We start from the raw sequence: 14,319 nt of genomic DNA, 5'->3' as shown, positions 1-14,319 counted from the left end.
GCATCGCGGAAGCCGCGCATGCGGCGCTCCCGTTCACGCGTGGGCTGATGACCGTTTTCGGCTCGGTTGTTCAACCGGGCGCTGGCTTTGACGAAGACGTGCTTGACCTTCGCCAGTTCGGGAATCTCGGCTTTCGCGGCGGGATAGCTACGCAGCTGGTCGGTGATGATCTTGCGTGGTACTTCAGGGCACGCTGCAAGCACGCGCTTGAAAAACCGCTTGGCTGCCGCCTTGTCGCGGCGCTTCTGCAGCAGGACATCGAGTTCGGCGCCGTGCTGGTCGACCGCTCGCCACAACAAGGTAAGGTTCGCCGCGCAGCGAAACAAACACTTCATCGAGATGCCATGTGGTACCTGGCTTACGGCGCGCAGCCTTGACGCAATGGGCAAAGCCCTTGCCGAATTTGTCGCACCAGCGCCGGATCGTCTCGTAGCTGACAACGACGCCGCGCTCGAATAGCAATTCTTCAATGTCGCGCAGACTCAACTGAAACCTGAAGTACCAGCGCGCCGCGCAGCTGATTACCGCAGGCGGGAAGCGGTGCCCATGGTAGAGAGATTTCGTATTCTTCATCACGCCATTTTACGCGTCCGTTCTATCGGCAACGTGACAACGCCGGTGTGACGGCCGAAAACGTCGCGAAGGAATACGGCATCACGCGTGAAGACCAGGACAAGTTCGCGGCACTTTCGCAAAATAAGGCGGAAGCCGCACAGAAGTCCGGCCGTTTCGATGATGAAATCGTGCCGATCCAGATTTCGCAGAGGAAGGGCGACCCGCTGTCGTTCACAACCGACGAGTTCGTGCGCCACGGCGTCACGGCCGAATCGCTTGCGGGCCTGAAGCCGGCATTCTCGAAGGAAGGCACGGTGACGGCCGCGAACGCGTCGGGCATCAACGACGGCGCGGCCGCTGTCGTCGTGATGTCGGCGAAGAAGGCCGAGGCGCTGGGTCTCACGCCGATCGCGCGCATCAAGGCATACGCGAACGCGGCTGTCGATCCGAAGGTGATGGGCATGGGTCCCGTGCCGGCGTCGCGCCGCTGTCTGGAGCGCGCGGGCTGGAGCGAAGCCTCACTCTAGATCACAGGTTTTGGACAACGGCGTCCCCCGAATACAGTCGCACTGGCGATTGCATCCGCGGGACGTTTTTTTATTGCTGGACAAATCATGTCGCGAACCGCATCGCAAATGAACGAAACCTCTGTCATGAACGTCGTCGTCATCGGCCACGGAATGGTTGGTCACAAGCTCCTCGAGTGCCTCGTCGACGACCCCAGGCTCGCGCTGCATATCACGGTGCTGTGCGAAGAACCGCGCCCCGCATATGATCGCGTGCACCTGTCCGAGTTCTTTTCCGGCAAGTCCGCGGACGACCTCTCGCTCGTCAAGCCAGGTTTTTTCGAGCGCGAGAATGTGCTGCTCAAGCTCAACGCAAAGGCCGTCTCAGTCGACCGGAATGCGCGCACGGTGACCCTTTCGAGCGGCGAGACGCTTTGCTACGACAAACTGGTGCTCGCGACGGGATCGTCGCCGTTCGTGCCGCCGGTGGAAGGCCGCGACCGGCGCGATTGCTTCGTCTACCGAACTATCGAAGATCTCGAAGCGATGCAGGAATGCGGCGCGCGCTCGAAGACGGGCACGGTGGTCGGTGGCGGGCTGCTCGGTCTCGAATGCGCAAAGGCGCTGCGCGACATGGGCCTGCAAACGCATGTGGTCGAATTCGCGCCGCGCCTGATGGCGGTTCAGGTCGACGAAGGCGGCGGCCGCGTGCTGCGCGCGAAGGTCGAGCAGCTCGGCGTGACCGTGCACACACAGAAGAACACCACGTCGATCGTCGACGGGGCGGAAGGTACGCACCGTATGCAATTCGCGGACGGCTCGCATCTGGACACCGACATGATCGTGTTTTCCGCAGGCATCCGTCCGCGCGACGAAATCGCACGTGCCTGCGGCCTCGAACTCGGTCCGCGCGGCGGCATCGCGATCGATGCGAACTGCCGCACAAGCGACCCCGACATCTACGCAATCGGCGAATGCGCGGCATGGAACGGCATCGTGTATGGCCTCGTTGCGCCGGGCTACGACATGGCGCGCGTCGCCGCCAGGCATCTGCTGGGCGACGATGCGGGCTTCGCGGGCGCCGACATGAGCACGAAGCTCAAGCTGATGGGCGTGGACGTTGCGAGCATCGGCGATGCGCTCGGCAAGACGCCGGGCAGCCGCACCTGTCAGTTCAGCGACGAGCGCAAACAGGTCTACAAGAAGCTCGTCGTTTCCGGGTGCGGCAAGCAACTGCTCGGCGCGGTGATGGTCGGCGACGCAGCCGAATACGGCACGCTGCTGCAAATGATGCTGAACGGCATCGAACTTCCCGAAGCGCCCGAATTCCTGATCCTGCCGCAAAGCGACGGCAAGGCGAAGCCGGGACTCGGCGTAGACGCACTGCCCGGGACTGCGCAGATCTGCTCGTGCAACAACGTGTCGAAAGGCGACCTGTGCGCCGCCGTTTGCGCAGGCGCGACCGACATCGGCGCTTTGAAATGCGCGACGACCGCGGGCACGTCGTGCGGCGGCTGCGTGCCGCTCGTCACACAGGTGATGAAGGCCGAAATGAAGAAGCAGGGCCTCGCCGTCAACAACCACCTGTGCGAGCACTTTCCGTTTTCGCGCCAGGAGCTGTATCACATCGTGCGTGTGGAAGGCGTGCGCAGCTTCAGCGAACTGCTCGCAAAGCACGGTCATGGCCTTGGCTGCGATATCTGCAAGCCGGCCGTCGCCGGCATTCTCGCTGCATGCTGGAACGAATTCGTGCTGAAGAAGGAGCACGCGAGCCTGCAGGACTCGAACGATTACTACCTCGCGAACATCCAGCGCGACGGCACTTACTCGGTCGTGCCGCGCATGCCGGGCGGCGAAGTCACGCCGGATGGGCTCATTGCCGTGGGTCGGGTCGCAAAGAGATACGGCCTCTACACGAAGATCACCGGGGGCCAGCGCGTCGATCTGTTCGGTGCGCGTGTCGATCAACTGCCGCTCATCTGGGAAGAACTGATCGCGGCAGGCTTCGAATCGGGCCATGCGTATGGCAAGTCGCTGCGCACGGTGAAGTCGTGCGTCGGATCGACGTGGTGCCGCTACGGCGTCGGCGATTCGGTCGGCCTCGCCGTGGCGATGGAAAACCGCTACAAGGGCCTGCGTTCGCCGCACAAACTGAAGTTCGGCGTGTCGGGCTGCACCCGTGAATGTGCGGAAGCGCAGGGCAAGGACATCGGCATCATCGCGACGGAGAAGGGCTGGAACCTCTACGTGTGCGGCAACGGCGGCATGAAGCCGCGCCATGCGGAACTGCTTGCGTCGGATCTGGACCGGGAGACGCTCGTGCGCTACATCGACCGCTTCCTGATGTTTTATGTGCGCACCGCCGACCGTCTGCAACGCACGAGCGTGTGGCGCGAAAACCTCGAAGGCGGACTGCAGTATCTGATCGACGTCGTCGTGCACGACAAGCTCGGTATCGCCGCGGAACTGGAGGCGGAGATGCAGCACGTGATCGACACCTACGAATGCGAGTGGAAGCGGGCCGTCACCGATCCCGAGACCCGCAAGCGCTTCCGCCATTTCGTCAACAGCGACAGGCTCGACGAGAACGTGACCTTCGTCGAGGAGCGCGGCCAGATCCGTCCCGCAACGCCCGAAGAACGCCAGTCGAAACTCGCCGCCATTCCTGTCGTAGTCGAAACCGCCTGACCATTCACCTGCCTGACGTGAGGAACCCAGCATGAGCAACGATCAGATTTCAGCTTCCTGGCTGCCCGTGTGTGCGCTCGACGACATCGTGCCCAATACGGGCGTGTGCGCGCTCATCAACGGCGAACAGGTAGCGGTATTTCACGTCGCGGACGGTGACGGCGGCGTGTTCGCCATCGACAACTTCGATCCGGGCTCGCGCGCGGCTGTGCTCTCGCGCGGATTGATCGGCAGCTTCGGCGAGCGCATCGTCGTCGCCTCGCCGATCTACAAACACCACTTCGACCTACGCACGGGCGAGTGCCTGGAAGCGCCCGAGAATTCCGTCAGCGCGTACCCGGTGCGCGTGGAAAGCGGCAAAGTGTGGGTCGCCGCATGAGACGCGAAATCGACGCCCCGTCACAAGGGGGCGCACCGCGGGGTTGTGCCCCGGTTGCCGCGCCTGCGCGAGCGCGCCTCGTTGTGATCGGCAACGGCATGGCCGGCATGCGCACCGTCGAGGAACTGCTGAAGCTCGCGCCGGATCTCTACGACATCTCCGTTTTTGGGGCCGAGCCGTACGGCAACTACAACCGTATCCTGCTTTCACCGGTGCTCGCGGGCGAGAAGACTGTCGACGACATCATCCTCAATACGCGCGACTGGTATGACGAGAACGGCATTCGTCTCCATGCCGGCGATCCTGTCGTCGCGATCGACCGCAGGCGCCGCATTGTGCGCTCGCAAAGTGGCGTCGAAGTAGGTTACGACAGGCTGCTGATCGCAACGGGCTCGAAACCTTTCCTGATTCCGGTGCCGGGCCACGACCTGCCAGGCGTGATCGCGTTTCGCGACATCCAGGATGTGGAAACGTTGCTCGACGCGGCACGCAACCATCGTCATGCCGTGGTAATCGGCGGTGGTCTGCTCGGGCTCGAGGCGGCGAACGGGCTCATGCGTCAGGGCATGTCGGTGACGGTCGTGCACGTCATGGACAGCCTGATGGAGCGCCAGCTCGACCGGAGCGCATCGGCTTTGCTGCAGCAGGCACTGGAGCGCAAGGGTCTGCGTTTCCTGCTGAAGGCGAACACGGCGGAAATCGTCGGCCCGGATCGCGTAAGCGCAGTGCGCTTCGACGACGGCACGGAGATTCCCGCGGACCTCGTTGTGATGACGCCGGCGTGCGCCCGAACATCGACCTCGCGAAACAGGCGGGGCTGCATTGCGAGCGTGCGATTGTCGTCGACGATACGTTGCAGACTTACGATCCGCGCGTCTACGCGGTCGGCGAATGCGTGCAGCACCGCATGGCGACCTTCGGTCTCGTCGCGCCGATCTGGGACCAGGCGCGCGTGTGCGGCGCGCATCTCGCCGGCGCCGGTCATCGCCGTTACGTGCAGCGCGCGACCGCGACGAAGCTGAAGGTGACGGGCGTCGAACTGTATTCGGCCGGCGACTTCATCGGCGGTCCGGACAGCGAGGACCTCGTGCTGCGCGATCCGCGGCGCGGCGTCTACAAGCGGCTCGTGATCGAGGAAAACCGCGTGGTCGGCGCGGTGCTCTATGGCGACGTCAAGGAGGGCGCGTGGTACTTCGAACTGATCCAGAACCGGACCGACATTTCCTCGCTGCGCAGCCAGTTGCTGTTCGGCAAAGCCCTCTGCGAGACGCAGGCCGCCTGACATGGAACACACCGTGAGTTTCCCCATCGCTATTTCCAGCACGCCTGTCAGCCGCGACGCTGTCAGAACCACCTGTCCGTACTGCGGCGTCGGCTGCGGCGTGCGCGCAAGTGCGCGCCCAGACGGCGGGCATGACATCGCCGGCGACGAACTGCATCCCGCGAACTTCGGCCGCCTGTGCGTGAAAGGCTCGGCGCTCGGCGAAACGATCGGACTCGACGGACGGCTTCTTCATCCGAAGATGCGCGAATCGGCAAACGACGGCTTGCGCGACGTGTCGTGGGACGATGCACTCGATGCAGTAGCCGGCGGCTTTCGGCGGATCGTCAGTGAGCATGGACGGGATGCCGTCGCGCTCTACGTATCGGGGCAGTTGCTGACCGAGGACTACTACGTCGCGAACAAGCTGATGAAGGGCTATGTCGGCAGCGCGAATATCGATACGAATTCGCGCCTGTGCATGTCGTCTTCGGTTGCGGGACATAAGCGGGCTTTCGGCGAAGACGTCGTGCCGGTGTGCTACGAAGATCTCGAACTCGCGGATCTCGTCGTACTGGTCGGCTCGAACACGGCGTGGTGTCATCCGATCCTGTTCCAGCGGATCGTCAGGATCAAGGAAGCGCGTCCCGGGATGAAGGTGGTCGTGATCGACCCGCGCTACACCGCGACCTGCGAGATGGCCGATCTGCATCTGCCGCTTAGCGCGGGCACTGACGTGCGGCTCTTCAACGGCTTGCCCAGTTTTCTCGCCGAACACGGCGCGATTGACGCGGAGTTCGTCGATGGGCATACGAGCGGCTTTGCCGAGGCGCTGGCCGTGGCTTCAGCGGGCGCGGCAGCCGGCTTCGACCTGACGCAATGCGCGAAGGCATGCAAGGTCGATCCGCACGACCTGCTCGAGTTCTACCGGCTGTTCGCGCGGACCGAGCGCGTGGTGACGGTGTATTCGCAAGGCGTCAATCAGTCGAGCTCCGGCACCGACAAGGTCAACAGCATCATCAACTGTCATCTTCTGACGGGTCGCATCGGCAAGCCGGGGATGGGGCCGTTCTCGTTCACCGGACAGCCGAATGCGATGGGCGGGCGCGAGGTCGGTGGACTTGCGAACACGCTCGCCGCGCATCTCGAACTCGACAACGCGAAGCATCGCGAACTGGTGCAGCAGTTCTGGGGCGCGCCTGTCGTCGCGTCGCGTCCGGGGCTCAAAGCGGTCGAGCTGTTCGAGGCGATCGAAGAAGGCCGTATCAAGGCGGTCTGGATCATGGGCACGAATCCCGTCGTTAGCCTGCCCGACAGCGACCAGGCCAAGCGTGCGCTCGCACGCTGCGAACTCGTGGTCAGTTCCGACATTGTCGAGAGCACGGATACCAACGCGTTCGCTCATATCCTCCTGCCGGCGCTCGGCTGGGGAGAGAAGGACGGCACGGTCACCAATTCGGAGCGCAGGATTTCGCGCCAGCGTGCGTTTCTGCCCGCGCCGGGGGAAGCGCGCGCGGACTGGAAGATCATTTGCGACGTGGCGCGGCGCATGGGCTACGCGGGCTTCGAGTTCGCGAGCCAGCAGGAGATTTTCGATGAGCATGCGCGGCTGAGCGCATGGCGTAACGACAGCGGCACCCACGCAGCCGGAAGCGAAGACAAGGACGACGGCAGCGGCGTGCACCGCGCGTTCAATCTCGGCGGGCTCGTGGGCCTCGGCAGCGGCGGTTACGCCGCATTGCTGCCTGTCCAATGGCCTTTTCGCGCGAACGACGACGCTGCCGCGCCGGGCACTGCGCGTCTTTTCGACGATCGCCACTTCAGCCACGCGGACGGCAAGGCGCGCTTCGTCGCGACGCCGCCGCGCGCTCCGGCCAATGCGCCGGATGACGACTATCCCCTGACGCTGAACACGGGTCGCGTACGCGACCAGTGGCACACGATGACCCGCACGGGCAAGTCCGAGAAACTCGCAGGCCATGTCACGGAAGCATTCGTCGACATGCATCCGCAAGACGCGCTGCTGTGCGGCGTGCGTGAAGGCGACCTCGCACGGGTGTCAAGCCGCTGGGGTGCAATGGTCGCGCGCGTGCAATATGGCGGCGGCATGCCGCGCGGCAGCGTGTTCGTCCCGATTCACTGGAATGATCAGGTTGCCTCGGACGCCCGCGTGGGAGCAGTCGTGAATCCTTCGGTCGATCCCGTCTCCGGCGAGCCCGAGTTCAAGCACACGCCGGTGCGGGTCGACAAGTTTCATGTCGCATGGCACGGTTTCTCGCTAAGCCGGCGCGGGCCGGTGCTGGACATACTGGACCCGCATACAGGGCGCACAGTTCGTACGCCATGAACTTGCGGGCCGCAACCCGCTAGCCGAACACGGCGATCGTGGCGCGTGGGCGCGTGCGCTTTTCGGCGTCGACGATGCTCACGCCGACTGGCTCGAATACGAGGATCGTGCCGCGGGTATCTATCGCGCCGTTCATCTCGTCGACGATCGTATCGAGAACTGCATCTTTCTATCATCGCGTCCGGAGCTGCCGGCGCGGGAATGGCTCGCGAGTCTTTTTGCAAAGGGCAGGCTCGACGAAACGGACCGCATCGGCGTGCTGTCAGGGCAGCCAGTCGGCAAGGGCGCCGATACGGGGCCGACGGTCTGCTCATGCTTCGGCGTGGGGCGCAACACGATATGCGCAGCGATTCGCGAGCAGGGGCTCAAGACCGCTGCGGAGATTGCCGCGTGCCTGAAAGCCGGCGGCAACTGCGGGTCCTGCGTGCCGGAGCTGAAGAAGCTGCTGGTCGATACGGAACTGGCGCGCCTGAGTGCTGCGTAAGTGTCGGCTGAAACAGACGCAAGCCGCTGATGAAATCGGATGCAATGGTGAAAATGCAATCGGTGCCAGGCAGAGCCCCAGTCCAAAACCTGTCACGCGCTGTGCGTTTCGCCGCAAGGCGAGATTATCGGTGTCATGGAAGCCATAGTCTTCCAGACAAACATCCGTGCCGTGAATTCTGCCGTCGGTTCGGGCGGCCAGCGCACCGCTCAGTGCATTGTTTTCTCCTTGCTGCGCTTGCTGGGCCTATGGACACGACAATAGTTGCGCGTACCGCGTCGCGCTGATGGTTCGCGTCTTACGCAAGTTGCGCGCACGCTCATGGACGACACGCGCATCGCTTTCCTCGAGTAACGGAATTTTCCGTTTGTCGCATGCGGCCTCACGAACATCACGCAGCCCTACTGGTGGTTCGATTTCGACAACGAAGCGGGGCGCGAGCCGCAACCCAGCGGCTGATCGACTTCGGTCATCGCAGGATCGCGCTGATCAGCGCGCCGGTTGCCATGACCTTCGCCGCCCAGCGCCGGGAAGGCTTTGTGAGCGCGCTGCGCGACGCGGGCGTCGCTCCGCTACCTGAACTCATGGTCGAGTGCACGTTCGGCCGCGCAGGCGGTCGTGATGCAGCCACCGCGCTACTAAACCTCGCCGACCCGCCGACTGCGGTGCTCGTGGACAACAACCTCGCAGGCGCGGGCGCATTTCGGGCGATTATCGACAGTGGTCGCAAGCCCGGCCGCGATGTTTCACTGATCGTCTATGACGGCGTGCCTTCCGATGTCTCGCATCCCTATGCAGTGACGGCCGTCATGCAGCCTACCGGTCACGCGTCGGGCAGAGCCATCGCCGAACTCATGCTGGACGCGATCGAGGACCGCGATCGTTGCGCGCACAGGCTTGCGTTGCCTCGCATCGAGCCTGGCGATACGGATGGCCCGATGCATTGACAGTGCAACGCTGGTCCGACGTTTCTGCTCGTGCGCCGGACACGAAGCGTGTGTGCATACAGCTGCCGCGAGTAAGGGTGGCACGTAGTCGCAAACGCGAGCGGGGCGTACACGGGATTTCCCTAGGCTGACTTTCCTCCGCGCATCGGCTTAAATAAATCAATATGATTTATTTAATCTCTCTCGACGGTCGCCCCGGAGGAATCGTGAGACGTCCGCATATCGGCCAAGGCAGCAATTCAGCCAACGTGCGCCGCTACAATGAACGCCTGCTTCTGCAGGCGCTGCGTCGCGCCGGCCATGCGTCCAAAGCGAATCTCGCCCGCCTGGCCAACCTGACCGGAACGGCCGTGGGCAGCATCGTCACGTCGCTGGCCGAGGCCAGGCTGATCGAATTCACGGGCCGCCGCGTCGAAGGCCAACGGGGCCAACCCGCCTCGCTGATCCGTCTTCATCCCCGCGGTGCGTTCGGCATCGGTGTGCGGCTGGATCGCACCAGCATCGAAACCGTGCTGGTGAATTTCGCTGGTGAAGTGCTCGGACGTAAAAGACACGACCGGGTGCTCCCTCATCCGGCAGAAGTGCTGGAAATCGTCGAGCGCGACAGCCGGGAACTGCTGCAATGGCTCGCGCCCGACGAGCGCAAGCGCCTGAGCGGCGTCGGCGTCGCTCAGCCGTATAACCTTGACAGCTGGCTGCGCGAACTCGGACTTCCTGCCGAGACCTTCAGCGCCTGGGGTGACATCGATTTTGCCAGCGAGCTTGGCCGTGCGTTGTCCTTGCCGGTGTTCAGCGAGAACGATGGCAATGCGGCCGCTATCGCCGAACTGTTCTACGGCTGCGGGCGTGAGCGCGACGATTTTCTCTATGTCTTTTTGGGCCCAGCGATTGGTGGTGGAATCGCCATCGATGGTGACTGCCTGTGCGGTTCGGGCGGCAACGCCGGTGACTTCGGCGTGATGCCCGTGCCGCTCAGCCGCCTGCCGTCGGCTCCGCGTCCGGCCGGCAAGTGGGACATCCTGCTTTCGCGTGCTTCGCTCAATGCGCTCGCGCGACATCTGCGCTATCGAGGCGAGTCCATCGACAACCGCGCGAATCTCGAAGACTGTCTCGCTCGCCGTTTGCCCGCCGTCGACGAATGGATCGAAGACTGCATCGACGCGCTCGCCCCCGCCGTGCGCGCAGCGCTGTGCATGCTCGACGCGCCGCTGGTCGTTTTCGACGCGGATGTCGACGCCGGTCTTGTCGATACCCTGATCAAGCGTCTTTCTGCGGCACTTGCCGACAGCACGCCGGAAGCTCGCAGTACGCCTGAAATAGTTCGCGGCACATTCGGGTCGGACGCCGGTGCGATCGGCGCCGCGACGTTGCCGATGTTCTTCAATTTCTCGCCGCGCGCCGGCATCCTCAAAGGTGCCGATGCGCAATTGCAGGAGGTCAATCATGTCTCGCTCTGAGTCCACGCCCGCGCTGCTCGCGATGCGCGGCATCAGCAAGACTTTCCCCGCCGTGCGCGCTCTCCACGACGTGCGCCTCACCGTCCACGCAGGCGAAGTGCATTCGCTGATGGGCGAGAACGGCGCAGGCAAGTCCACGCTGATGAAAATCCTCTCCGGTGCCTATCAGGCCGATCCCGGCGGAGAAATAATGATCGACGGCGAGGCCGCTGTCATCGATGGCCCGCTCGCTGCCCGCGCGCTGGGCGTGGCCGTGATCTACCAGGAATTGAGTCTCGCACCCAACCTGACGGTGGCCGAAAACATCCACGCGGGGCGTGAGTTGCGCAAAGGCGGACGGCGTTGGGGGCTGGTCGATCGCGCCGCCATGGAGCGCAACTGCGAAGACGTGCTCGAGCGCCTCGGCGCGAGTTTTGGTCCGCACACGCGAGTTGGCGACCTGTCGATCGCGGAGCAGCAACTTGTCGAAATTGCCCGCGCGATCCATACGCGCGCCCGCATCCTCGTGATGGACGAGCCGACCACGCCGCTGTCATCGCGCGAAACCGAGCGCCTCTTCAAACTGATCCGGCAACTGCGCGACGAAGGGCTCGCCATCATCTACATCAGCCATCGCATGGCCGAAATCTATGAACTGTCGGATCGCGTCTCCGTGCTGCGCGACGGCGCCTATGTCGGCACGCTGGAGCGCGCCGAGCTATCGGCGGACAGTCTCGTGAGCATGATGGTCGGGCGCGATATCTCAGGGTTCTACAAGAAGGAACATGCGCCTTACGATCCGGGCAAGACAGTCCTGTCCGTGAAAGACGTCGCCGATGGGCGGCGTGTACGTGGATGCAGCCTCGACCTGCACGCCGGCGAAGTGCTCGGTATCGCGGGGCTCGTGGGGGCAGGGCGGACCGAACTCGCGCGACTGATCTTCGGTGCCGAACCGCGCGTGCGTGGCGAAATTGCCATCGACGGCCGCCCGCTGGCGTTGCGCACGCCTCGCGATGCGATCAACGCGGGTCTCGTCTATCTGACGGAAGACCGCAAACATCAGGGCCTCTTTCTCGACATGAGCGTGCGCGACAACATCAACGTCGCGGTGTGCGGGCGCGATGCGCGTCTGGGCGTACTCGATCTGTCACGTGGGGCCGGGCGTGCACGCGACGCGATCCGGTCATTGTCGATCCGCGTGCCGCATGCCAAAGTGAATGTGGGTTCGCTGTCGGGCGGCAATCAGCAGAAAGTGCTGCTGTCGAGGCTGCTGGAGACCCAGCCACGCGTGCTCATTCTCGACGAGCCGACCCGTGGCGTCGACATCGGCGCGAAATCCGAAATCTACCGAATCATCAATGAGCTCGCGAAGTCGGGCGTGGGAGTCATCGTCATTTCCAGCGAATTGCCCGAGATCATCGGAGTCGCCGACCGGGTGCTTGTGATGCGAGAAGGCATCGTTGCGGGCGAACTGGGCGGCTACACGGGCACGCCCATTACCCAGGAGGCCATCATCGAACTCGCGACCGGCTCGCAATCGGGCCTGGACGAAGCCGCCTGATCTTTTGCAATATTTGTTACACAATATTTAGGAGTGCGACATGCGCAATATCATCAATCAACCTGTGGCCGCGACTTCGAGTGGCCATCCCGCGCAGGGCGGGTTGCGTCCGAAATCGCCATCCGGCCATCGCGAGCGCATGAGAACCATGCTGCGCACAGCGGGCATGCTGCCCGTTCTGCTGCTGCTGTGCGTCGGCTTCGGCATTTTGACCGACGGATTCTGCACGCTGCAGAATCTGTCCATCGTGACCCAGCAGGCGTCGATCAATATCGTGCTGGCGGCCGGAATGACCTTTGTCATCCTGACGGGTGGCATCGATCTGTCCGTCGGTTCCGTGCTCGCGGCCGCGGCCGTCGCCGCCATGCTCGTCTCGACCGTTCCCGGCTGGGGCGGCCTGGGCGTGCCCGCCGCGCTGCTGGTGGGCCTCGCGTTCGGTATCGTCAACGGCGCGCTGATCGCCCTTCTGCGACTGCCGCCCTTCATCGTCACGCTAGGGGCGCTGACGGCTGTGCGAGGCATCGCGCGCCTGATGGGTCATGACACGACCATCTTCAATTCGCAGTTGCCCTTCGCGTTCGTCGGCAATGGTACCGTGCTGGGTGTGCCCTGGCTCGTGATCATCGCCGGCGTCGTGGTGGCCGCTTCGTGGTTCATTCTGCGCCGCACCGTGCTCGGCCTGCGGATCTACTCGGTCGGCGGCAATCCCGAAGCCGCCCGCCTTTCGGGCATCAAGGTGTGGGGCGTCCAGATGTTTGTCTATGCGATGTCCGGCCTGCTCGCGGGGCTCGGCGCGGTGATGTCGGCGGCGCGCCTGTATGCCGCCAATGGCCTGCAACTCGGTCAGTCCTATGAGCTCGACGCAATCGCCGCTGTCATTCTGGGCGGCACCAGCTTCGTTGGCGGCGTGGGATCGATCATCGGCACGCTGATTGGCGCGCTGATCATCGCGGTGCTGTCGAACGGCCTCGTGTTGCTCGGCGTCTCCGATATCTGGCAATACATCATCAAGGGTCTCGTCATCATCGGCGCCGTGGCACTCGATCGCTACCGCCAGCGCGGTTCAGCCCGCACCTGATTGCCGACACGCTACAACCTGAGCGCACTGCCGCTGCCGCCGAAAGCGGACGGATGCGAGACGGTCCTCTTGCACCCGATCCTTCTCACGGACCATCCAGGAAACATCGACATGTTCAAGCAGAAAACCGCCCTGTCCACCATCGTCCTCGCGCTCAGCCTCGCCCTGCCGGCTGCACACGCAGCGGACAAACCGCTCAAATCGATCGGCATCAGTGTCGGATCGCTCGGCAATCCTTACTTCGTGACCATTGCTCAAGGCGCCGAAAAAAAGGCGAAGCAGATCAACGCCAACGCGAAGATCACCACGGTGTCGGCAGACTATGACCTGAACAAGCAGTTCACGCAGATCGACAACTTCATTTCCGCTCATGTCGACATGATTCTGCTGAACGCCGTGGATCCGAAGGCCATCGAACCGGCTGTCAAAAAAGCCCGCGCGGCGGGCATCGTCGTGATCGCCGTGGACGTTGCCGCCGCGGGTGCCGACGCCACCGTGCAAACGAACAATGTCCAGGCGGGCGAACTGTCGTGCGCGTTCATTGCGAAAAAGCTCAACGGGAAGGGCAATGTCGTGATCGAAAACGGGCCACCCGTGTCTTCCGTCGTGGATCGCGTGAACGGCTGCAAATCCGCGCTTGCGAAGGCGCCCGGCATCAAGGTGCTGTCGGATGACCAGGATGCGAAGGGATCGCGCGAGGGCGGCATGAACGCGATGCAAGGTTATCTCACGCGCTTTCCGAAGGTAGACGCGGTGTTCACGATCAACGATCCGCAGGCGGTCGGCAGCGACCTTGCGGCGAAGCAGCTGCATCGCGGCAGCATCGTGATCACGTCGGTCGATGGCGCGCCCGATATCGAAAGCGCGCTCAAGAGCGACACGCTCGTGCAGGCGTCCGCAAGCCAGGACCCGTGGGCGATGGCGCAAACCGCAGTGGGTGTCGGCTACGGAATCATGAACGGCCAGAAGCCCGCCAACCCGATGATCCAGATGCCCCCGACGCTGGTTACGCGCGACAACGTGAACAGCTACAAGGGCTGGTCTTCGGCGCACTGAGCACGTGCGCTGCTTCAAGTC

At 63.6% G+C, this 14,319-nt stretch carries 6 protein-coding genes and 5 pseudogenes; 10 read left to right on the top strand and 1 reads right to left on the bottom strand.

Features of this window, described 5'->3' with window-relative positions; all coding sequences use genetic code 11:
* A pseudogene (locus tag GCT13_RS34595) lies at positions 1-573 on the bottom strand (IS6 family transposase); the annotation flags it as partial.
* 44 nt (positions 574-617) lie between these two features.
* Here GCT13_RS34595 and GCT13_RS34590 point away from each other — a divergent pair.
* The 10 genes and pseudogenes from GCT13_RS34590 to GCT13_RS34545 all read left to right on the top strand — a co-directional run.
* Positions 618-1,079: pseudogene (locus tag GCT13_RS34590) on the top strand (thiolase family protein); the annotation flags it as partial.
* A gap of 129 nt (positions 1,080-1,208) precedes the next feature.
* Positions 1,209-3,749 (top strand): nitrite reductase large subunit NirB, encoded by a 2,541-nt coding sequence (gene nirB / locus GCT13_RS34585; RefSeq protein WP_152766064.1) that lies wholly within the window; start codon positions 1,209-1,211, stop codon positions 3,747-3,749.
* Positions 3,750-3,780: 31 nt separating this feature from the next.
* Entirely contained in the window at positions 3,781-4,128 is a 348-nt protein-coding gene (nirD, locus tag GCT13_RS34580) for a nitrite reductase small subunit NirD (RefSeq protein ID WP_152766062.1), read from the top strand.
* Positions 4,125-5,410, top strand: a pseudogene (locus GCT13_RS34575) (NAD(P)/FAD-dependent oxidoreductase). Before nirD ends, GCT13_RS34575 begins: the two are co-directional and overlap by 4 nt.
* Before the next feature lies 1 nt (position 5,411).
* Positions 5,412-8,220, top strand: a pseudogene (locus GCT13_RS34570) (molybdopterin-dependent oxidoreductase).
* 306 nt (positions 8,221-8,526) lie between these two features.
* A pseudogene (locus GCT13_RS34565) lies at positions 8,527-9,167 on the top strand (substrate-binding domain-containing protein); the annotation flags it as partial.
* Positions 9,168-9,373: 206 nt separating this feature from the next.
* Positions 9,374-10,624, top strand: a complete 1,251-nt coding sequence (locus GCT13_RS34560) for an ROK family protein (RefSeq protein ID WP_321574816.1) — start codon at positions 9,374-9,376, stop codon at positions 10,622-10,624.
* Positions 10,611-12,164, top strand: a complete 1,554-nt coding sequence (locus GCT13_RS34555; RefSeq protein ID WP_152766058.1) for a sugar ABC transporter ATP-binding protein — start codon at positions 10,611-10,613, stop codon at positions 12,162-12,164. Before GCT13_RS34560 ends, GCT13_RS34555 begins: the two co-directional genes overlap by 14 nt.
* Positions 12,165-12,204: 40 nt before the next feature.
* The gene (locus GCT13_RS34550; RefSeq protein ID WP_152766056.1) at positions 12,205-13,242 is read left to right on the top strand and encodes an ABC transporter permease subunit; all 1,038 of its coding nucleotides are present in this window, start codon (positions 12,205-12,207) and stop codon (positions 13,240-13,242) included.
* Positions 13,243-13,353: 111 nt separating this feature from the next.
* Positions 13,354-14,298: an ABC transporter substrate-binding protein gene (locus GCT13_RS34545; protein ID WP_152766054.1), complete on the top strand. Its 945-nt coding sequence runs from the start codon at positions 13,354-13,356 to the stop codon at positions 14,296-14,298.
* Positions 14,299-14,319 lie beyond the last annotated feature (21 nt).

Origin of the sequence: Paraburkholderia franconis, assembly GCF_009362735.1 — a bacterium.
GTDB lineage: Bacteria > Pseudomonadota > Gammaproteobacteria > Burkholderiales > Burkholderiaceae > Paraburkholderia > Paraburkholderia franconis.
This window is presented reverse-complemented; position numbering and strand designations above follow the sequence as displayed.